General features: G+C 65.9%; 20 protein-coding genes. 3 read left to right on the forward strand and 17 right to left on the reverse strand.

Translation table 11 applies throughout. The features are described from left to right. Positions 1-4: 4 nt before the first annotated feature. Genes PCJ21_RS18710 through PCJ21_RS18735 form a run of 6 tightly spaced genes read right to left on the reverse strand, consistent with a single transcriptional unit; the run spans position 5 to position 5,496 of the window. The gene (locus tag PCJ21_RS18710) at positions 5-1,249 is read right to left on the reverse strand and encodes an ABC transporter substrate-binding protein (protein ID WP_269932940.1); all 1,245 of its coding nucleotides are present in this window, start codon (positions 1,247-1,249) and stop codon (positions 5-7) included. Between the two features lie 52 nt (positions 1,250-1,301). After that, the gene (locus tag PCJ21_RS18715; protein WP_269932941.1) at positions 1,302-2,795 is read right to left on the reverse strand and encodes a class I adenylate-forming enzyme family protein; all 1,494 of its coding nucleotides are present in this window, start codon (positions 2,793-2,795) and stop codon (positions 1,302-1,304) included. Between the two features lie 4 nt (positions 2,796-2,799). Then, on the reverse strand, positions 2,800-3,588 hold the full coding sequence (locus PCJ21_RS18720; protein ID WP_269932942.1) for a thiamine pyrophosphate-dependent enzyme: 789 nt from the start codon (positions 3,586-3,588) through the stop codon (positions 2,800-2,802). Next, positions 3,585-4,661 (reverse strand): thiamine pyrophosphate-binding protein, encoded by a 1,077-nt coding sequence (locus PCJ21_RS18725; protein ID WP_269932943.1) that lies wholly within the window; start codon positions 4,659-4,661, stop codon positions 3,585-3,587. Before PCJ21_RS18725 ends, PCJ21_RS18720 begins: the two co-directional genes overlap by 4 nt. After that, complete coding sequence (locus PCJ21_RS18730) at positions 4,661-4,918, reverse strand: 4Fe-4S dicluster domain-containing protein (RefSeq protein ID WP_269932944.1); 258 nt, start codon at positions 4,916-4,918, stop codon at positions 4,661-4,663. Before PCJ21_RS18730 ends, PCJ21_RS18725 begins: the two co-directional genes overlap by 1 nt. After that, positions 4,915-5,496 carry a 2-oxoacid:acceptor oxidoreductase family protein gene (locus PCJ21_RS18735; RefSeq protein WP_269932945.1) on the reverse strand — a complete coding sequence of 194 codons (582 nt, stop codon included), beginning with the start codon at positions 5,494-5,496 and terminating at the stop codon, positions 4,915-4,917. Before PCJ21_RS18735 ends, PCJ21_RS18730 begins: the two co-directional genes overlap by 4 nt. Positions 5,497-5,642: 146 nt before the next feature. Between PCJ21_RS18735 and fdxA the strand changes: the two genes are divergently transcribed. Beyond that, a complete protein-coding gene (fdxA, locus tag PCJ21_RS18740) occupies positions 5,643-5,978 on the forward strand; it encodes a ferredoxin FdxA (RefSeq protein ID WP_269932946.1) in 336 nt (111 codons plus the stop codon). Positions 5,979-5,985: 7 nt separating this feature from the next. On the opposite strand, the gene PCJ21_RS18745 is transcribed toward fdxA, so the two are convergent. Next, entirely contained in the window at positions 5,986-6,672 is a 687-nt protein-coding gene (locus tag PCJ21_RS18745) for a TetR/AcrR family transcriptional regulator (protein WP_269932947.1), read from the reverse strand. A 277-nt stretch (positions 6,673-6,949) separates the two neighbouring features. Between PCJ21_RS18745 and PCJ21_RS18750 the strand changes: the two genes are divergently transcribed. Continuing rightward, entirely contained in the window at positions 6,950-7,705 is a 756-nt protein-coding gene (locus PCJ21_RS18750; protein WP_269932948.1) for an SDR family NAD(P)-dependent oxidoreductase, read from the forward strand. Between the two features lie 51 nt (positions 7,706-7,756). On the opposite strand, the gene panD is transcribed toward PCJ21_RS18750, so the two are convergent. From panD to PCJ21_RS18800, 10 genes are all read right to left on the reverse strand, one after another. Then, positions 7,757-8,209: an aspartate 1-decarboxylase gene (gene panD / locus PCJ21_RS18755; protein ID WP_269932949.1), complete on the reverse strand. Its 453-nt coding sequence runs from the start codon at positions 8,207-8,209 to the stop codon at positions 7,757-7,759. A gap of 29 nt (positions 8,210-8,238) precedes the next feature. After that, the gene (locus tag PCJ21_RS18760; protein ID WP_269932950.1) at positions 8,239-9,222 is read right to left on the reverse strand and encodes a beta-ketoacyl-ACP synthase III; all 984 of its coding nucleotides are present in this window, start codon (positions 9,220-9,222) and stop codon (positions 8,239-8,241) included. Continuing rightward, positions 9,219-10,484, reverse strand: coding sequence for an adenosylmethionine--8-amino-7-oxononanoate transaminase (locus PCJ21_RS18765; protein ID WP_269932951.1), 1,266 nt, complete (start codon positions 10,482-10,484; stop codon positions 9,219-9,221). Before PCJ21_RS18765 ends, PCJ21_RS18760 begins: the two co-directional genes overlap by 4 nt. Then, positions 10,481-11,146, reverse strand: coding sequence for a dethiobiotin synthase (gene bioD / locus PCJ21_RS18770; protein ID WP_269932952.1), 666 nt, complete (start codon positions 11,144-11,146; stop codon positions 10,481-10,483). The genes PCJ21_RS18765 and bioD overlap by 4 nt, the downstream gene beginning before the upstream one ends. Then, positions 11,143-12,279 (reverse strand): 8-amino-7-oxononanoate synthase, encoded by a 1,137-nt coding sequence (locus PCJ21_RS18775; RefSeq protein ID WP_269932953.1) that lies wholly within the window; start codon positions 12,277-12,279, stop codon positions 11,143-11,145. Before PCJ21_RS18775 ends, bioD begins: the two co-directional genes overlap by 4 nt. Continuing rightward, a complete protein-coding gene (gene bioB, locus PCJ21_RS18780; protein WP_269932954.1) occupies positions 12,276-13,274 on the reverse strand; it encodes a biotin synthase BioB in 999 nt (332 codons plus the stop codon). The genes PCJ21_RS18775 and bioB overlap by 4 nt, the downstream gene beginning before the upstream one ends. A gap of 62 nt (positions 13,275-13,336) precedes the next feature. Further along, entirely contained in the window at positions 13,337-14,188 is an 852-nt protein-coding gene (nadC, locus tag PCJ21_RS18785; RefSeq protein ID WP_269932955.1) for a carboxylating nicotinate-nucleotide diphosphorylase, read from the reverse strand. Positions 14,189-14,190: 2 nt separating this feature from the next. Next, on the reverse strand, positions 14,191-15,732 hold the full coding sequence (locus tag PCJ21_RS18790; RefSeq protein WP_269932956.1) for an L-aspartate oxidase: 1,542 nt from the start codon (positions 15,730-15,732) through the stop codon (positions 14,191-14,193). Next, positions 15,729-16,703 (reverse strand): quinolinate synthase NadA, encoded by a 975-nt coding sequence (gene nadA, locus PCJ21_RS18795; RefSeq protein ID WP_269932957.1) that lies wholly within the window; start codon positions 16,701-16,703, stop codon positions 15,729-15,731. Before nadA ends, PCJ21_RS18790 begins: the two co-directional genes overlap by 4 nt. 81 nt (positions 16,704-16,784) lie before the next feature. Next, positions 16,785-17,735, reverse strand: coding sequence for an NUDIX hydrolase (locus PCJ21_RS18800; RefSeq protein ID WP_269932958.1), 951 nt, complete (start codon positions 17,733-17,735; stop codon positions 16,785-16,787). Positions 17,736-18,214: 479 nt separating this feature from the next. On the opposite strand from PCJ21_RS18800, the gene PCJ21_RS18805 reads away from it, so the two are divergent. Beyond that, positions 18,215-18,889, forward strand: coding sequence for a Crp/Fnr family transcriptional regulator (locus tag PCJ21_RS18805; protein WP_269932959.1), 675 nt, complete (start codon positions 18,215-18,217; stop codon positions 18,887-18,889). Positions 18,890-19,103: the final 214 nt, after the last annotated feature.

Genomic DNA, 19,103 nt, shown 5'->3' on the forward strand with positions numbered 1-19,103 from the left:
CGACCTAGTTGAGTTTCTTGCCGGGCGTCGCCGGCTCGAGGAACTCGGCACCCGGAAGCTGCGCCGTTTCGAACACGCTCCAGCCGTTGGCGTTCTTGTCGTCGCGGCCGAAGCGGATGTAGGTGAGGTCGCCGGCAAAGCCGTGGTCTTCCTTGCGGAAGTGGATGTTGCCGAGCGCGCCCTGCGGCGTTTCGGTCTCGATGGTCGGGATCAGCTTGGCTGCGTCCATCGAACCGGCCTTGGCGACGGCGTTGGCCAGCGTCAGGATGCTGTCGTGCGAGACGCCGATGTACCAGTTGGGGAATTCGTCGCCGCGCAGCTTGATGTAGGCCTTGTGCACCTCTTCGCTGACCGGATTGTCCTTGTTGGCCGCCGGGTACCAGCCGGTCCAGCTCCACAGCGAGGCGGGCGTGTTGGCGCCCATCGCCTTGGCGATGGCGAACTCGTTGGCCGAGTCGCACAGCACCTTGAATTTCTGGTCGAGGCCGAAGGTGCGCGCCTGCTTGTAGTAGCTGATGGCGTCGGCGCCCTGCAGCACGTTGAACAGGCCGGGCGCGCCGGATCCGATGATGTTGGAGATCTGGTTGCGGAAATCGGCGCCGCCATAGGGCACCAGAACGGGGTCGAGAATCTCGACCTTGCGGCCGGCCTTCTCGGTTTCCGCAGTCAGGCCTTTCGCAAAGGCGTTGGTGATGTCGGCCAGTGCCGTCACGTCCGAGCGCAGCATCGCCCACTTCTCGATTTCCGGATGCTTCTGGGCCATCAGGGTGCCGTACCCGCCGAAGCACATCGGCGACGAGAAGCCGAGCCGGAACGCGCGCCGGTTGAAGGCTTCGTGGGTGAGCGCCAGTGCCGATGCGCCGACCATCACCATGGTCACGTCCGCTTCATCGAGCAGCGGCAGCGTGCCGAGCAGGTTGGCGGTGAAGGTGCCCTGGGCAAACAGCTTGATGCCGTTGCCGGTCAGCTCGCGGAACGCGGTGACAGCGCCCTCGGGCGAGTTCTTGTCGTCGCGCACCACAAGCTCGATCTTCGAGCCGTTGATGCCGCCGGCGGCATTGATGCGCTCGACGGCGATCTCGCTGCCGTCCTTGATGTAGTTGCCGTACACCTGGCCTGGCCCGCTCAGCGTGGTGATCAGGCCGATACGCACCGTATCACCCTGCGCTGCGCGCAAAATGCCCGGCATGGCCAATGCGCCGATGCCTGCAGCGGTCGTCGTCAGAAAATGTCTTCTGTTCAATCTCATGTCTTCCTCCCAAAAGACCGGGGTTCCTCCGCCCCGGATATGAAATGCCTGGTCAGTTCATCAGCAGGACCATCTCCTTGACCCGCGAACGCATGATCTGGCCGGTGGCCGGCGTCTTCGGCAGGTCGTCGACGGCGACGATCTTGCGTGGATGCTTGAATGCAGCGAGCGCGCCGCCGAGATGCGAGCGCAGGACGTCGAGGCTTGGACACTCGCCGGGACGGTCGAGCACGACGGCTGCGCAGACCAGTTCGCCCCAGACCGGATCGGGCAGGCCGACGACGGCGACCGAGCGGATGCCGGGGCAGCCGGCGAGTGCAAGCTCGACCTCTGCCGGGGCGACGGTCTCGCCGCCCGAGCGAATGACTTCGCGGCGGCGGCCGGTGATGGTCAGGTAGCCTTCGTCGTCGGCTTCGACGAGGTCGCCGCTGCGGTACCAGCCGTCGACAAATACGTCCGCCGTCTGATCGGGCAGTTCGAAATAGCCATCCATCATGCTCATCGAGCGCAATTGCAGTTCGCCGTCGACGATCCGTGTCTCGTGGCCGGGCATCGGCAGGCCGACGCTGCCCGGCTTGAGCTCGATGTCGGAGTCGTTGAGGCCGAGAGCGCCGCCGAATTCGGTGGAACCGTACATCGCTGCCCGGTAGGCACGCGGGAAACGGGCGCGAATGCGCTCCATCAGCACTGGGTCGAAGCTCGAGGTTCCCGATGCGGCCGAGCGGACGACCGCGCCGTCGAAGGGTGTCTTGGCGGCAAGCACGCGCTCCCAGATCGCCGGGATGCAGTACAGGAAAGCCGGCTTCCAGCGGTCGATCGCGCGCGCCAGCATCTCGCCGTCGGGACGGCTGACGAAGTGGGCGGCGCGGCGATGCGCCCAGTTTTCCATGAGATAGTTCCAGCCCGCCCAGTGGAACATCGGAAACGTCATCAACTCGCCGCGTCCCCCCGAAGTGACGAAGCGCGACGCGCCAAGATAGGAGCGCAGCCAGCTCGCCTTGTGGGACAGCACCACGCCCTTCGGCAGCCCGGTGCTTCCGCTGGTCAGGAAAATGGCGTGCGTATCGCTTTCAGCTACGCCAAGGTCGGGCAGGGCGTCGGTGCTGGCCTTGCCGGCCAGCGCGTCGAGGTTGATGCCGGCCGTGGCATTTTCGCCTGCGCCGAGTACGGCGACCGGGATGCTCAGGCCGGACACGCTGAAGCTGCTGCCGTCCTGGCGGGCCGGATCGAGCACCAGCAGGTCGGGGCGGATATAGCCGGCTATCGGGCGGATTTCTTCCGGCGACAGCGCCGGGTTGATCGGCACGAAAGCGGCGCCGAGCCGTTGGGTGGCGAAATAGAAGCCGAGATGGTCGAGCGCCATCTCGGCCTGAAACAGGATGCGGCTGCCGCGCCCGATGCCGAGGACCTGCAGTGCGCGCGCCATGGCGTTCGCAGCCTTGTCGACCTCGGCAAATGTAACCGTCCGCTCATCGAGCGAGGCCGCGAGCGCGTTGGGTGTCGAACCGACGGCGAGATCGAGAATGCGATGGGTCAGGCAGAGCATTGTCTCATTCCGAAGCTGAAATGTCCTTGATCTCGCCCAGCGGATAGGTCTTGCCGAGCGACTCCATCATGTAGTCGGCGCCGCCCGATGCTGGCACGAACCAGCCGGTCGGGCACATTGTCAGGATCTCGACGAGGCTGAGCCCCTTCTTCTCCATCTGGCGCTGGAAGCCCTTGCGGATCAGGCGGCGGGTCGCGGCGATGGAGGCGGCGTTGTGCACCGAGCCTCGCGCCACATAGGCCGCGCCCGGCATGGCCGCCACCATGTCGCCGATGACGATGGGATGGCCGTGATAGGCCGCGTCACGGCCTTCCAGTGTGTTCTTGGTGCGCTGGCCGATGACCGAAGACGCCGTCATCTGGCCGCCGGTATCGCCGAACACGCCGTTGTTGAGGAGGATGCAGGTGATGTTTTCGCCGCGCGCGGTGGCATGCAGGATTTCGGCCAGGCCCTCGCTGGTCATGTCGCCGTCGCCCTGCAGCGTCCACACGGCGACGTCCGGGCGCATGCGCTTGAGGCCGGTCGCGACCGCGGGGGCGCGTCCGTGCAGGCAAAGCGTGGAGTCGACATCCATCGTCATGATGAAGGAGCCGTAACAGCCGTGCCCGATGATCGATACGTTCTTTTGGGCTAGGCCGAGTTCTTCGATGACCTCGAGCACCAGGCGGATCGCCACCGGCTCGCCGCATCCCGGGCAGAGGTGGTGTTCCTCGGTCTGCAGCAGCGTCGGCTTGAACGCTGCGACCTTGTTGGAAGGCGCCTCGGGCGGGCGCGTGGTCATGACGATGCTCATTGGCTGGCTCCGTTGATGGCTAGCTCGATGCGCTCGCGGATAACAGTCGCATCCATGAGGGGGCCGAGGTTCAGGCCGGATTCGTCGAAGCTGACGCCGCCGATGGCCTTGACCATCTTGCGGTCGCGCACGTTGAGTTTGACGTCGTCGATCATCTGGCCGGCGTTGAGCTCGAAGACGAGCACGCGCTTGCAGTGCTGAGATGCCCTCTCCAGCGCCTCGCCCGGATAGGGCCACAGCGTGATCGGGCGGAAATAGCCGACCTTGTGGCCGTCGGCGCGCATCTCGCGAACGACGTGCTCGACGAATTTTCCGCCGCTGCCGAAGGCGACGACGAGGGTCTCGGCATCTTCGACGAACCCGTCCTCATGCCGCGCCTCGACCTCGGCGATGGCGTCGAACTTGGCGGCGATGCGCTCCCAGTGCTTGCTCGGGCCAGGGCCGGGATCGTTGGTCTTTCCGCAGCCGAAGGTCCAGATCTGGCGCGACTTGCCGGTGCCGCCGGAGGTGCCGTCGAGCTGCCAGTCCTTGGGTGGCAGCGGCTCGAGGTCGAGCTGCGGCAAGGTGGTGCCCATCTGGGTGCGGGCGAGCAGGTTGTCGCCCATGAAGATCACCGGCACGCGGTATTTGTCGGCGAGGTGGAAGGCGAGCTGCGCATGCTCGACCGCCTCGTGCAGGTCCTTCGGCGCCAACGTGATGGTGCGATAGTCACCCCAGCCGCCGCCGCGCGTGGCCTGGAAATAGTCCTGCTGGTTGCGCGCCATGTTGAAGATGACGACCGGCGTCTCGTTGAGCGCGGCTTCCGCGATGGCCTCCTGCATCAGGGCGAGGCCCTGGCCGCACGAGCCGCTGGCCGCGCGGAAGCCGCCGGCGGCGGCGCCAAGTGCCATGTTGACGCCCTCGATCTCGGTCGCGGCGTTGATGCATACGCCGTCGTGGCGCGGCAGCTTTTCGGCCATGTATTCGAGCAGCTCGGTCGCCGGCGACATCGGGTAGCCAGCATAGAAGCGCAGGCCCGCCTGGATCGCTGCCTCGACGATCGCCTCGCTTCCGTCCATCAGGCGCATCGTCATCACTGGATCCTTTCGGCGTCGGAGCCCGAAACGATCGGCTCGTGGTACTTGTAGACTTCGAAGACGAAATCCGGGCAAACCTGCTGGCAGGCGGTGCAGCCGGTGCAGCCGGGCGCAAGCTCGGGGTAAAGATAGCCTGTCGCATTGCCGGTCCTGGACATGGTCAGGACCCTCGGCGGACAGGCAACGATGCAGAGTTCGCAGCCCTTGCAGCGGTCGGCGTCGATGACGAGTGTGCCGCGCGTGACCTGTCTCATGCGACCTCCCGGGCGTCGAAGTCGACGGCGAAGGCCAAAGCCGTCACGGCAGCCGCGCCGGCCCGGATCGCTCGCTCGTTGGCCTCGATGTGCTGGCGGCGATACGAAGGGATCTGTTCGGCCATCGCTGCCACCGCGCTGTCGATTTTCACCGCGCCAGTGAGCGCGGCGAAGGCGCCCAGCATGACCATGCCGGCGGCCATGCGGCTGCCTTGCTCGGTGGCGATCGCCGTTGCCGGCAGTCTGACCAGACGGTGCCTGTCCATGTCGGGCAGGTCGGCGGCGATGGTCTCTTCGGCCAGTACCAGGGAGCCGGGCCGCAACCTTGAGCCGACGCGTTCCCAGAACAGATGCGACAGGGCGATGGCGGTGCCGGCATGCGGCAGGATCGGCAGCGCCTTGAGCGGCCGCGCACCAATGACGACGGTGCCGATCGAGCTGCCGCCGCGCATGTGGCCGCCATATTCGCCGGCCAGCATCACATGGCGTCCGTCTCGTATGGCTGCCAGCGCCAGCGACTTGCCGACAAGCTGGATGCCCTGGCCGCCGATGCCAGAAATGAAAAGGTCGAGTTCCAACTAACCCCTCCCGGTTACTCGTGGCTCTACAGCTACGGGCATCCGGTTTCGGGCGCAAGACATTTTTTCTATCTCGACTAGAAATTTCTTGTTGAACAACAAAAAATGTCAGCTAGCTTCCGGCCACCGCTTTGAAGGAGGGACCAATGGCCTATGTGGTGACCGACGCCTGCGTGCGCTGCAAATTCACCGACTGCGTGGCGGTATGCCCGGTCGATTGCTTTCACGAAGGCGAAAACATGCTGGTGATCGACCCGGAGGTTTGCATCGATTGCGGCGTCTGCGAGCCGGAGTGTCCGGCCGACGCCATCCTGGCCGACACCGATCCGCGGGCGGAAAAGTGGCTGGCGCTGAACAGGCAATATGCGGCGAAATGGCCGGTCATCGCGGCCCAGCTGCCGCCGCCCGGGGATGCTCAGGCCTTCAAGGGCATCGAGGACAAGTTCGAGACCCATTTCTCGCCGGCTGCGGCGGCGCGCTGAGAGGCTGCTATTTTCGTGGCGAAAGCCCGTCGAACAACACGTCGAGAATGCTGATGGCCAGCTCGGTAGGGGTGAGGCCGCCCGGCTTGTACCATTCGCGGGTCCAGATCAGCGTGCCCTGCAGCACCTGGTTGGCCAGCGACACGTTGATGCCGGACCGCAGCTCACCCGCCTCGGCTGCCGCGGTCATCAGGTCGCGCCAGATCTTGTTGGTCTCGTTCAACAGCCCGAAATGCCGCTCGCGCACATCCTGCGGGATCTGGTTGATGACGTTGCCATGAGCGGCGATGTAGTCGAGCTTCTGCAGCGTCGTGTTCAGGTAGGTGATCGCCGCTGCTTCGATGCGTTCGCGATAGGGCGTATCGGCGGGCAGTTGCTGCAGCGTTGCCAGCAACCTGACGTGCAACTGCCGCGTCAGGCTGTTGATCATCTCCTCGACCAGCACGTCCTTGGTCGGGAAGTGATAGCGCAGCGCCGTGACATGCAGGCCGATCTCGTCGGAAATGTCGCTGAGCTTGGTGAGTTGGTAGCCCTTCTGGGCAAACACCTTGGCGGCGGCGTCCAGGATCTTTTCCTGGACGCCTTCGGTCTTGCGGCTCGGCTTGCGGCCCGAGGCGTTGCGGGCCGTGCGGTTGAGTTCGCGCGTGCCTTCTGCCTCGATGATTGTCAGCGCTTCGGATTCGTTCGTCGTCATTCTTCCGCCGCTCGAGCCTGCCGACTCGCCGTGCCTGTGTTCCCGGACCATGTGTAACGTGCCTCCTTGCACTCAAGCCACTGCTTTCCCACTCGTGGCTGGCCATGCGCGTCGGCGGCCCGGCCATCCGGGCGATGCATGGAGTGTGGCTTCGTCGGGCGTTCAGAATCGCTCACAGGATGGCCATCGCCGTGGACAAGGCAACTAGAATTTCTACTTGAGCATGAAATTTATCCGGGTAAGTTGCGCGGCAGCGCTCTCGCGAAAGGCAGCGATCATGTTCGAACTCGATCTCAAGGGGAGGCGTGCTGTCGTCGCCGGCGGCAGCAGGGGGCTCGGCCTGCATACGGCGCTGGCCTTCGCCAGGGCTGGCGCCTCGGTCTCGATATGCGCCCGCGGCGAGGCCGATCTTGCTGCCGCGCGCGACAGCATCGCAAGCCACGGTGTCACCGCCCATGCCGCCTATTGCGATCTCGGAGAACTGTCCTCGATCGACAACTACGTTGCGGAGGCGGCAAAAGCTCTCGGCGGCATCGACATCCTCGTCAACAACGCCACCGGCAAAGCCAGTTCGGACACCGAGCACGACTGGGCGGCGAGCCTTGGGATTGATGTCCTTGCCACTGTGCGGGCCTCGCGTGTCGCCCAGCCTTATCTGGAGCAGGGCAACGCCTCGGCGGTGGTCAACATCTCGTCGCGCACCGCCTTCGGACCGGCGCCGACAACGCCGGCCTATGGCGCGGCGAAGGCCGCCGTCATGCACTTCACGCAGTCACAGGCCGCGGCGCTGGCGAAAAAGGGTATTCGCGTCAACTGCATAGCCCCGAGTTCGCTTGAGTTCCCAGGCGGCTGGTGGGACAAATGCCGTGACGACAATCCCGAGCTCTACCACAAGACCAAGGCCAGCTTTCCCTTTGGCCGTTTCGGCACGCCCGAAGACATTGTTCGAGCCATCCTGTTTTTTGCCTCGCCGCTGAGCGGCTGGATCACCGGCCAGACGCTGCTGGTCGATGGCGGCCAGACCTTGAGCTGATGTCGGCAACATCTCCGTAGCGCTTCCCAACTCGGAGGCCAAAATCGAAGCTCAGTTGCCGCTGACCAGTGCAGGGATGGGCAATATCGCGTTGCTTTCGTCCAGGATGGCAAAGCTGTAGCGCCCGGCCCGGTCACGCTCGACAGAATAGGTCAGGCGTTCGATGACGTGGTTGTCTCTGTCGAAGGTCAGCACACGCGGCTTGAGGCCGGTGATCTCGTTTTCGTTCACATAGACCGAGTTGCAGATGATGAGCTGGTCGCCGGCCTGGCAGGTGCGGGCGGCAGCGCCATTGAGGATGCAGCAGCGCGAGCCGCGCTCGCCGAGGATCACATAGGTCGAAATCCGCGCGCCGGAACTCTTGTTCCAGATCTCGACGAACTCCATCGGCAGGATGCCGGCTTCCTCGCAATGGTTCGGGTCGAGCGTGATCGAGCCGTGATAGTTGAGGTTGGCTTCGGTGACGTGGATGCCGTGCAGCTTGCCGGCGACGATCTTGCGCATTCTTGTCCTCCTTGCCAGACAGTGTCGTCTTACATTCCCACCACCAGCGCTCCGCCGGTCAGGCCCGCACCCGCCGCAGCAAGCAGCAGTTTTTCGCCGGAAAGAAGCGGCTCGGTCGCATGCGCGACCGAAAGCGACAGCGGGATCGTCGCGGCCGACGAATTGCCGTAGTCGGCGATGGTTTTGACGGTCCTGTCGTCGGCGATGCCGAGCGATTTGCCGACCGCATGGAAGATGCGGGCATTGGCCTGATGCGGCACAAAGCGGGAGATGTCGGTCGGGGCGAGACCTGACGCCGCAAGCGCCTCCTGCGAACATCGGCTCATCATCTCGACGGCCTTGGTGAATACCGCGCGGCCGTCGGAAATGGTCATGCGCGTTTCGGCGATGTCGATTTCGTCGGCGAAGGGCCGATTGTTGCCGCCGGCCGGGATCTGGATCAGGCCGTAGCTCGATCCGTCCGAGGCGACAGAAGCGCCGAGGATGCCGTGACCCGGATTGTCGGATGGCGCGAGCACCACTGCACCGGCGGCGTCGGCGAACAGCACCGCACTTGCCCGCTCGGCCGGGTTGATGCGGCGGCTCAGGATGTTGGCGGCGATGACGACGGCCGGCTTGTTGTGCAGGCGGACAAAGCCGTCGGCGAAGGTCAGCGCGTAGATGAAGCCAGCGCAGGCGCCGGCTAGATCGACTCCGCCTGATTTGGCAAGCCCGAGCTTGTGGGCGACCAACGGCGCGCTCGGCGGCAGCAGATGGTCGGGCGTCGAGGTGGCGAGCAGGAGCAGGCCGATATCCTCGCGCTTGAGGCCCGACGCCTCCAGCGCCATCTCGCCGGCCTTGGTGGCGAGGTCGGACAGCGTGTCCCCTGCCTCGGCCCAGTATCGTGTGCGGATGCCGGTACGGCCCTCGATCCAGCCGGCGTCGAGGCCGAGGCTCGCCTCGATCTCGGCATTCTCGACCTTGCGCCCCGGCACATGGTGGCCGAAGCCGGCGATGCGCGCCGCGCGGTTCATCCAGCGCCGCCAGCCAGTTCGGCGGCTTCGTCGACGGCATTGTAGAGCCTGTCGAGTTCGGCTGAGGTCACGCAATAGGGCGGCAGCACATAGATGACGTTGCCCAGCGGCCGGACCAGCAGGCCACGCTCCAGGAAGAACGCGCGCAACTTTGGGCCGACTTCGGCGAGATAGCCTGCCTTGCCGACGCGCAGGTCGACTGCGGCTATGGTGCCTGCCGTGCGCACATTCTCGAAGCGCCGGTCTTTGCGGAAGCGCGCGATCTTCTCCGCCTGCATGCGCGACAGCGCCGCCACACGCTCGGACACCGGCTCGTCGCGCCAGATCTCGACATTGGCGAGTGCTGCGGCGCAGGCGATGGGGTTTGCGGTGTAGGAGCTCGAATGGAAGAACGTCTTGGCGCGGTCGGTCGAGAAATGCGCCCGGAAGATCGGGTCGGTGGCAAGTGTCGCCGCCAGCGGCAGCGAGCCACCGGTCAGGCCTTTGGAGGTGCAGAGGATGTCGGGCGAGATACCAGCCTGCTCGCAGGCGAACATGGTGCCGGTGCGGCCCCAACCGGTCATCACTTCGTCGGCGATCAACAGCGTGCCCGAGCGCTCGGCGATGCGTTTCAGCTCAGTCAGCACCCGGGCCGGATACATCAGCATGCCGCCGGCGCCGAGCACCAGCGGCTCGACGATGAGGGCGGCGGCCTTGCCGTCGCGGGCCAGCGCTTCGAAGCGGTCGAGTGTTTGCTGTTCGCGGCCCGCCGCGGGGAAGGGGATAGTATCTACCTCGAACAGCAGGGGATCGTAGGTGGCGTTGAACACGCCGCGCGCACCCACGCTCATCGTGCCGATGGTGTCGCCATGGTAGCTGTGTTCCATCACGACGATGCGCGAACGCGGCCGACCGTTGTTGTGGTGGAAGCCGAGCGCCATCTTCAGCGCCACCTCGACGCTGGTCGAGCCACTGTCGGAATAGAACACCCAGTCGAGCCCGGCAGGCGCCATCTCGACCAGCGCGGACGCCAGCTGTTCCGCCGGCTCGTGGGTCAGCCCGGCGAAGATCACCTGGTCGAGTGTTTCGGTTGCCGTGCGGATCGCCTCGACGATTGTGGGATGCCTGTGGCCGTGGGTGATGACCCACCAGGACGAGATCGCGTCGAGGATGCGCTTGCCGTCAGATGTCTCGACATAAGCGCCCTCGGTGCGCGCGATCAGCGGCGGAGTGGGCTCGGTGGCGTGCTGGGTGAAGGGATGCCAGACGGCGGAACGGCTCATGACTTGGTCTCGAAGAACAGGGCCTCCAGGAAGTCGGCTACCTTGAAGTTCGCGCGCATGGCCTCGGCAAGCGTTTCAGGCGTCAGCAGGTCGAGCCGGGGCAGGCGGCCGAGCACGCGCGCCTTGCCCATCTCGGCGATGGTGCGCTGGGTATCGGCCATCTCGTCGCCGATGAAGGCGACGCCCATTAGCGGGACGGCGCGGGCGCGCAGCGCCTCGATGGACAGCAAGGTGTGGTTGATCGTGCCGAGGCCGGTGCGGGCGCAGAGCACCACTGGTGCCGCCCAGCGGGCGAAGACGTCGATGTAGAGCGTGCGCCGGTTGACCGGTACCATCAGCCCGCCCGCGCCCTCGATCACCAGCGGCCGTCCGGTCGTTGGTAGCGTCAGCGCGTCTGCATCGATCTCGACGCCGTCGAGCTCGGCGGCGCGGTGCGGCGACAGCGGTTCCTTCAACCGCCAAGCTTCCGACAACACACGGTCCGGCGCAAGGCCGGCGAGCCGGGCAACGATCTCGCTGTCGGTCTCCTCCTCGATGCCCGACTGCACCGGCTTCCAGTACGTGCCGTCGAGCAGGACGGTGAGGCCAGCCGCAAACACGGTCTTGCCGATGCCGGTATCGGTGCCGGTCACGACGATCGTTGCTGGCGTCTGCGCCGTCATCGCGAGCATTCCTCCGAAAGGGCATCGAACAGCGCCGAAACGTCGTCCTCGCCGACATTGAGCGTCAACGAGATCCTGAGCCGCGCGGTGCCCTCGGGCACGGTCGGCGGGCGGATGCCGCGCACATCGAAGCCGCGTGCCTGCAGCGCCTCGGCCAGCGCCATGGCGCGGCCATTGTCGCCGATGATGATGGGCAGGATCTGCGAGCCGCTTGGCTTGAAACCCAGGGCGTCTGCCCTGGTGCCCGCCAGTGTCACCAGCCTTGCCAGCCGCTCGCGGCGATCGGGTTCGTCGGCGATGATGTCGAGCGCGGTTGCCGACGCCACCGCCATCAGTGGCGAAGGCGCTGTTGCATAGATGAAGGGCCGGCAGCGGTTGACGAGATAGTCGCACAAAACCGCTGAGGCTGTGACCAGCGCGCCGGAAGCGCCCAGCGCCTTGCCGCAGGTGTGCAGCACAACGATGTTGTCGCGGCCTTCGAGGTGATGCGCGAGTCCGCGTCCATCGTGGCCGTAGACGCCGGTCGCGTGCGCCTCGTCGATGAACAGGAAGGCGTCGTGCCTACCCGCCACGGCCATCAGTTCGTCCAGCGGGGCGCGGTCGCCGTCCATCGAGTAGAGGCTTTCGGTGACGATCCACGGCCGGCCGGTGCCACCCTTGGCACGCCAAGATCTGATAGCGTCGTCCACCGCGTCGGCATCGTTGTGCCTGGCTTCCACCACCTCGGCGCGGCCGGCGCGTGCGCCTTCATGGGCGCTGGCGTGGATCAGCTCGTCGAGCACGACCAGGTCGCCCTTCTGCGGCAGGGTGGTCAGCACGGCGAAATTGGCGACATAGCCGCCGCCGAAGAACAGCGCGCGCTCGGCGCCGAAGAAGCTGGCGGCCTTTTCCTCCAGCACCTCGTGTTCGGGATCGTTGCCACGCAAAAGCCGCGAGCCGGTGGCGCCGACGGGCGTGCCATTGGCGAGGGCAGTGGCGACCGCCTCGGCCAAACGCTTGCTGCCCGCGAGCCCGAGATAGTCGTTGGAGGCGAAGTCGAGCCCGGCGCGGCCGCTGAGCGAGCGCAGCCGGCTCTTGCGGGCCAGCCCGCGCAGGCTGGCCTCGTAGCGGTCGAGCAAGGCCCGTCCGTTCACTCCGTTACGAGCTCCATCGGCTGAATGCCGAGACGACGGAACAGCATGGTGTCCTTGTCCTCGCCGGGGTTCTCCGCCGTCAAAAGCGTGTCGCCGACAAAGATCGAGTTTGCGCCGGCAAAGAAGCACAGCGCCTGCATCTCGTCGCTCATCGCCGTGCGGCCGGCCGACAGGCGCACATGCGACTTCGGCATCATGATGCGGGCGAGCGCGATGGTGCGGACGAACTCGATCGGCTCGATCGGCTCGGCTTCGCCCAGCGGCGTGCCTTCGATCGGGATCAGCATGTTGATCGGCACGCTGTCGGGATGTTCGGGCAGGTTCGCGAGCGTCACCAGCATGTCGACGCGGTCGGCCTTCTCCTCGCCCATGCCGACGATGCCGCCGCAGCAGACCTTGATGCCGCTGTCGCGGACATTGGCCAGCGTATCGAGCCGGTCGGCGAAGCTGCGGGTGGTGATGATCTCGTTGTAGTAGCGCTCGGAGGTGTCGATGTTGTGGTTGTAGTAGTCGAGGCCGGCCTCTTTCAACCGCTGCGCCTGGCCAAGATCGAGCATGCCGAGTGTCATGCAGCTCTCCATGCCGAGCTCCTTGACGCCCTCGATCATGGCGACGACCGCCTCCATGTCGCGCTCCTTGGGGCTGCGCCAGGCAGCGCCCATGCAGTAGCGGGTGGCGCCGGCGTCCTTGGCCTTCTTGGCTTCGGCCAGAACGCGCTGCACTTCCATCAGCTTGGAGGCCTTGAGGCCCGACTCATGGTGCGACGACTGGCTGCAATAGCCGCAATCCTCGGGGCAACCACCGGTCTTGATCGACAGCAGGCGCGACAGCTGCACCCGGTTCGGGTCGAAATTCGCGCGATGGACGGTCTGTGCGCGAAACAGCAGGTCGTTGAAGGGCAGGTCGTAGATCGCCTGGGCGTCCTCGCGGCTCCACTGGGGGCTTGCCCCCTTGAGCGGTTCCGCGGCTGCGTTCAGGTGCAAATCGGCGTTCATGCGCTCTCCATCGCCAAGAAATGTGCTTGCCATCCCCACCCGGGGCGGGACCATTGCCTTGGTCAGGCGGCCGTGTCCAGCCCAATATCGAGGATAGGGGCGCTGTGGGTCAGCCAGCCAACCGAAATCAGATCGACACCGCTGGCGGCGATATCGGGCGCTGTTGCCGGATTGATCCGGCCCGAAGCCTCGGTGATCGCCCGACCGCCGACCATGCCGACTGCTGTCGTCAGTTGCTCTGGCGACATGTTGTCGAGCAGCACGGCATCGACGCCGAGCGCAAGCACCTCGTCGAGCTGCCGCAGCGTGTCGACCTCGACCTCGATCTTCACCAGATGGCCGACATTGGCCCTGGCCCGTTCGATCGCCGGGCGTACGCCGCCAGCAATGGCGATGTGGTTGTCCTTGATCAGCACGGCGTCGTCGAGGCCGAAGCGGTGGTTGGAGCCGCCGCCGGCGCGCACGGCGTATTTCTCCAGCGCGCGCAGGCCGGGCGTGGTCTTGCGCGTGCAGACGATGCGCGCCTTGTGGCCGCTGATGGCATCGACCATGCCGGCGGTGGCGGACGCGATGCCACTGAGATGGGAGAGGAAGTTGAGCGCGACGCGTTCGCCGGTCAGGAGGCCGCGGGCCGGGCCGCGCAGCGTGGCGATGACGTCGCCGGGGATGAGGCGGCTGCCATCCGGTTTCGCGATCGCCATCCCGATTGCCGGATCGATCAGTTGGAAGGCGAGGGCTGCCAGGTCGAGCCCTGCCACCACGCCCGGCTGGCGCGAGGCAAGAACGACTGTTGCCCGGTGGTCCGCTGGAACGATGGCGTCAGTGGTGGTGTCGCCGGCGCGGCCGAGATCTTCCAGCAGCGCGGCGCGCACCAACGGCTCCAGCATGATCCGGGGAAGGGGGGGAAGGTGCATGGTCAGGCGCTCCGGGCCAATGGCTTCAGGTCGAGTTCGCAGGCGGATTTCAGCGCGGCGTCGAGCGTGAGTTTCGAACGGAGCGCGACCGCACTCCTGGTGGGATAGTCGGTGCGGCTGTGCGCGCCGCGGCTTTCCGCCCGGCCGAGCGCTGAGACGACCATCATGAGGCCCACGGCTGCCGGATCGGCGGAAGCACTGTCACCAAGGGCGAGCGGCAGCAAGTCGGCTACAGCCTGCCGCAGACCGTCGCCGTCGCGCAGTACGCCCATCGCCTGTGAGAGGATGGGTCGCACGAGGGAGGCGTCGGGGCGGACCGGCACCTGTTCCGCCAGGGTCTGCACTGCGCGTCCGCCGTCCAAGCCCCGGATGCTGTCGGCCACCCAGCCGGCGGCAATGACGGCTTCGGTCAGCGAGTTGCTGGCCAGCCGGTTGGCGCCGTGCAGGCCGGTAGAGGCGACTTCGCCGCAAGCCCACAGGCCGGGTACCGAGCTGCGGCCCTCTACGTCCACCGCGACGCCGCCCATGTGGTAGTGAGCCGCCGGGCGCACCGGGATCGGTTCGACCGCCGGGTCGATGCCGGCTTCGCGGCAGAACGCATCGATGGCGGGGAAGCGCTCGGCGAACCGCGAGCCGAGGCATTGGCGGGTGTCGAGGAACACCCGGTGGCCGCGTGCGAGATGGCGAAAGACGCCGCGTGCCACCGCATCGCGTGTGGCGAGTTCCGCGCCCGGCAGGTCTGCGAGGAAACGCCGGCCTGCCTCGTCGATGAGACTTGCGCCTTCGCCGCGCACCGCCTCGCTGACCAGCCGCATCGGGCGGGTCGCCGTGTCGAGCGCTGTCGGGTGGAACTGGACGAATTCGAGATCCGCCAGTTCCGCCCCGGCACGGCCTGCAAGCGCCAGTCCCTGGCCGAAGCAGCCGAGCGGATTGGTGGTGTCGCCGAACAGACCGCCGACACCGCCCGTGGCAAGAACGATGCGGCCGGTGGCGAGTGCGATGTCACCCCCCGGGCCGGCCGCCAGCACGCCCACAATAGTGCCATCCTCGACGATAAGTCGACGCGCGGCGAAATCTTCAAGCACCGCAATCGACGGCGTGCGGCGCACCGCCGCCACCAGTCCGCGCACCAGCTCCCGCCCGGTGGCGTCGCCGCCGGCATGGACGATCCGCCGGCGGCAATGGGCGGCCTCCAGACCCAGCGCAATGCTGCCGGTGGGCGTGCGGTCGAAGGCGATCCCGAGGCGTTCGAGCTTTTCAATTGCCAGAGGAGCCGCTTCGGCGACGCGCCGGGCCACCGACTCGTCGCAAAGTCCGTCGCCGGCAGCCAGCGTGTCGGCGAGATGCAGGGCAGGCGAGTCTTGAGGGCCGATGGCTGCTGCCAACCCGCCTTGGGCCAGTGGGCTGGACGCCTCGCCGCCGAGAGGCACTGCCGACAGCAGCAGCACAGGCTCGGGCGCCAGCTCCAGCGCCGTCATCAGTCCGGCGATGCCGGCGCCGACGATGACGGGGCGACCGGCAAGGTCGCGCATATCGGTGGTCATACCGCAAGCATCCGCTCGACGGCCAGCCGGGCGCGGCCCGACAGTTCGGGCTCGATCGTCACCGGATGCCGCATCTCTTCGAGCGCCGTGCGGATGTTGGCGAGCGTGATCCGCTTCATGTGCGGGCAGAGATTGCAGGGGCGGATGAATTCGACGTCGGGATGGTCGACGGCGACGTTGTCGCTCATCGAACATTCGGTCATCAACACCACCCGTGCCGGCTTTACGGTACCGACATAGTCGGACATGGCCGCGGTCGAGCCGGCGAAATCGGCCTCGTCGACGACATCAGGCGGGCATTCGGGATGGGCGAGCACGGTCAGGCCGGGATGGGCGGCGCGCAGCTCGCGGATATCTTCCGGGGTGAAGCGCTCATGCACCTCGCAATGGCCTTTCCAGGCGATGATCTCGACATCGGTCTGGGCGGCGATGTTCTGCGCCAGGTATTCGTCCGGCAGCATGATGACGCGCGGCACGCCGAGCGACTCCACCACCGCCTTGGCGTTGCCCGAGGTGCAGCAGATGTCGGACTCTGCCTTCACGGCGGCCGAAGTGTTGACGTAGGTGACGATTGGTACGCCGGGGTAGCGCTGGCGCATCAGGCGGACATCGTCCGGCGTGATCGAGTCGGCCAGCGAGCAGCCTGCGCCCATGTCGGGGATCAGCACAGTCTTGCCCGGGTTGAGCAGCTTGGCGGTCTCGGCCATGAAATGCACGCCGGCGAGCACGATGACGTCGGCCTCGACGTCCATTGCCTTGCGGGCCAGCGCCAGGCTGTCGCCGACGATGTCGGCGACGCAGTGGAAGATTTCAGGGGTCTGGTAGTTGTGCGCCAGGATGACGGCGTTGCGCTCGCGCTTGAGGCGCAGGATCGCATCGATGTCGTCGGTGAAGACCGGCCACTCGATGGCGGGGATGACCTTTTCGACACGGCTGTAGAGCGCGGCGGCGGAGGGGGAAATGCCAGACATCGTCGTTCCTATTATGCTCGTGTTGAGTATAATTGGAGCATATGCTTACCATGAGCATAAGGTCTGTCAAGCGGAAGTTTGCTACTTGGTGCCGGCCACCGGGCGCTCGTCCAGCACGGCGTGGCGGAAGCGGAACAGCTTGGCCGGCCGGCCGCCGGTGTCCGACGACATCTGGCCGGTCTCCTCGACGAGGTCCTGTTGTTCGATCAGCCGGCGGAAGTTCTGCTTGTGTACGGTCACGCCGGCCAGGGCCTCCACCGCGCGCTGCAGCTGCAGCAACGTGAAGGCCGGCGGCATCAACTCGAAGACGACCGGGCGGTATTTGATCTTGGTCCGAAGACGCGCGATGCCGGTGGCCAGGATACGCCGGTGGTCGCCAGTCATCGCCCTTCCGGGGACGGTCCGGACTCCGGTTGCGCCCGTCGCGCGCACGGCTTCCTCGACCAGTCCCGCTTCATACAGCAGTTCATAGCGCTGCAGCACCATCTCCTCGTTCCAAAGGCGGCCGTCGAAGCCGAAAGCGCCGGCGGCCCGGCGCCGGCGGTTCTGTCGCCTCTCCTGCTGCTCGGCCGAGGCAGCCCAGGCGCGCAACTCGGGTTCGACGACGTCGGCGATCATCTGCGGCGCGCCAAGGCGATGGTCTTCCCACGGGAAGAATTCGTACCAGTTGCGCCAGCTTCCCGGCGGCGTGCGGTGCGACGGCTCCTCGCGGGACAAGCCAAGATAGCTGATGGAGATGCCGCGGTGCTTCGGCTCCTCGCTGCCACGGTCGCGGTCGGCGAATGTATAGAGCTGCTCGATATAGCCGACCGGATGCCCGGTCTGCTGTTCGACCCAGTTGCGCAAACCCGATTGCAGCGAACGGTGGCTCTGCTCGAAAGGTCCCGACGGCAGCGCGTCGCCCTCGTTGACCGTCAATACCACCGGATTGCCATTCGGGGCAGCGACGAGCAGCGCAATCAGGTCGACCTGTACGCCGGCGCTTGGGCTCGAGCCTGCGCCAGGTTTCGGGACTGCGGTGTCGTCTTGCATACTCTCGCTGTCGTTTGAGCTTGAAGGGCGGGTTGTGTCCGAACCTGAACTCGCAGCACTGCGCCGTCAACAAATGAAGGCCAGTCTCTGTTCTTTCGTATGCCTGTTTTGAGTTGTGTGCACAAGAATGTCGTCCGCGCCTCGCGCGGGGCCGGGCAAATCTGCAAGCTTACGTCTGGTAATGCTGGGCCCGAACGCAAAAGCGTTCATTCAGTTGACCCGACTTTTCCGGATCGGTCGCCGCTGCGTGCGTCTCCCGCAGAATTGTTCTGTCGGGCTTCCCGCGAGATCATTCGCATCCCTGACCTGCAACTGACGCATCGCCTGGATCGACCGCTCCGTCACATCCGGGCCTACGCCTCGCGAATGTTGAGGATAGCAGGCATGGCTGCTGGCAGTCTGGACCGACAGCGCTATTGTTGCGGCGTGGCGAATGTTACCGGCGGGACGCACGGCAATCGGTTTGAGCAGGAGCGCGCTTGATAAGCTCGGAGCAATTTCTGTCGTCGGCATTCTGGGCGCGGGAACTGCCTGAGGACGAGCGTGAGCGCGCGCGTCGCGGCATCACCTTGCGCGTGCTCGAGCCTGGGACCTATCTCATCCACCGCGGCGACCGCATCGACAGCTGGATCGGCGTGGTCAGCGGGTTGCTGCGATTGGGCTCGATCACCACGTCGGGGAAGGCGGTGACCTATGCCGGGCTGCCGCCAAGCTGCTGGTTCGGCGAGGGGTCGCTGCTCAAGGACGAACCGCGCCAGTATGACGTTCTGGCGCTGCGCCGCACGCAGGTGGCGCTGCTCAACCGCTCAACATTTCTCTGGCTGTTCGAAAACAGCGTCGCCTTCGACCGCCTGCTGGTGCGGCTCATAAACGAGCGGCTCGGGCAGTTCATCGCCCAGGTCGAACACGACCGTACGCTCGATTCGACTGGCAAGGTGGCGCGCAGCCTGGCGTCGCTGTTCAACCCGGTGATCAGTCCCTTTGTCGGGTCGCACCTCGACATCAGCCAGGAGGATATCGGCTTGCTGGCCGGCGTGTCGCGCCCCGTCGCCAACCGAATCCTGCAGGAACTGGAAAAGGCCGGATTGATCCGCAACGAGGGCGGTGGCGTGACGATCCTGGATCTGGAAAAACTGCGTCGCCACGGCGAGTAGTCAGCCGCTCGCGACCTTGGGCGGAGCAAGGATAGCAATGAAATCAAACGCTTGGTGAAATCTTGGCCGCGCTGCCGCATGAGGCCGGTAGCCAAGACTGAACATAGGAGGCGTGTCTGTCAAGGCACCCCTTGAAAAACGGCGCCAAGGTTGCGAGCTTCGATCCAACGACCGGGAACACCCGGCGACTACGAGGGAACGAACGGGAGGCGTG

Source organism: Aminobacter sp. HY435, assembly GCF_027568395.1.
Classification (GTDB): Bacteria; Pseudomonadota; Alphaproteobacteria; order Rhizobiales; family Rhizobiaceae; genus Aminobacter.

What these genes read in the sequence shown, in the direction of transcription:
- PCJ21_RS18710 (WP_269932940.1), bottom strand. Translation starts at nt 1,249, where the DNA reads ATGAGATTGAACAGAAGACATTTTCTGACGACGACCGCTGCAGGCATC.
- PCJ21_RS18715 (WP_269932941.1), bottom strand. Translation starts at nt 2,795, where the DNA reads ATGCTCTGCCTGACCCATCGCATTCTCGATCTCGCCGTCGGTTCGACA.
- PCJ21_RS18720 (WP_269932942.1), bottom strand. Translation starts at nt 3,588, where the DNA reads ATGAGCATCGTCATGACCACGCGCCCGCCCGAGGCGCCTTCCAACAAG.
- PCJ21_RS18725 (WP_269932943.1), bottom strand. Translation starts at nt 4,661, where the DNA reads ATGACGATGCGCCTGATGGACGGAAGCGAGGCGATCGTCGAGGCAGCG.
- PCJ21_RS18730 (WP_269932944.1), bottom strand. Translation starts at nt 4,918, where the DNA reads ATGAGACAGGTCACGCGCGGCACACTCGTCATCGACGCCGACCGCTGC.
- fdxA (WP_269932946.1), top strand. Translation starts at nt 5,643, where the DNA reads ATGGCCTATGTGGTGACCGACGCCTGCGTGCGCTGCAAATTCACCGAC.
- PCJ21_RS18745 (WP_269932947.1), bottom strand. Translation starts at nt 6,672, where the DNA reads ATGACGACGAACGAATCCGAAGCGCTGACAATCATCGAGGCAGAAGGC.
- PCJ21_RS18750 (WP_269932948.1), top strand. Translation starts at nt 6,950, where the DNA reads ATGTTCGAACTCGATCTCAAGGGGAGGCGTGCTGTCGTCGCCGGCGGC.
- panD (WP_269932949.1), bottom strand. Translation starts at nt 8,209, where the DNA reads ATGCGCAAGATCGTCGCCGGCAAGCTGCACGGCATCCACGTCACCGAA.
- PCJ21_RS18760 (WP_269932950.1), bottom strand. Translation starts at nt 9,222, where the DNA reads ATGAACCGCGCGGCGCGCATCGCCGGCTTCGGCCACCATGTGCCGGGG.
- PCJ21_RS18765 (WP_269932951.1), bottom strand. Translation starts at nt 10,484, where the DNA reads ATGAGCCGTTCCGCCGTCTGGCATCCCTTCACCCAGCACGCCACCGAG.
- bioD (WP_269932952.1), bottom strand. Translation starts at nt 11,146, where the DNA reads ATGACGGCGCAGACGCCAGCAACGATCGTCGTGACCGGCACCGATACC.
- bioB (WP_269932954.1), bottom strand. Translation starts at nt 13,274, where the DNA reads ATGAACGCCGATTTGCACCTGAACGCAGCCGCGGAACCGCTCAAGGGG.
- nadC (WP_269932955.1), bottom strand. Translation starts at nt 14,188, where the DNA reads ATGCACCTTCCCCCCCTTCCCCGGATCATGCTGGAGCCGTTGGTGCGC.
- PCJ21_RS18790 (WP_269932956.1), bottom strand. Translation starts at nt 15,732, where the DNA reads ATGACCACCGATATGCGCGACCTTGCCGGTCGCCCCGTCATCGTCGGC.
- nadA (WP_269932957.1), bottom strand. Translation starts at nt 16,703, where the DNA reads ATGTCTGGCATTTCCCCCTCCGCCGCCGCGCTCTACAGCCGTGTCGAA.
- PCJ21_RS18800 (WP_269932958.1), bottom strand. Translation starts at nt 17,735, where the DNA reads ATGCAAGACGACACCGCAGTCCCGAAACCTGGCGCAGGCTCGAGCCCA.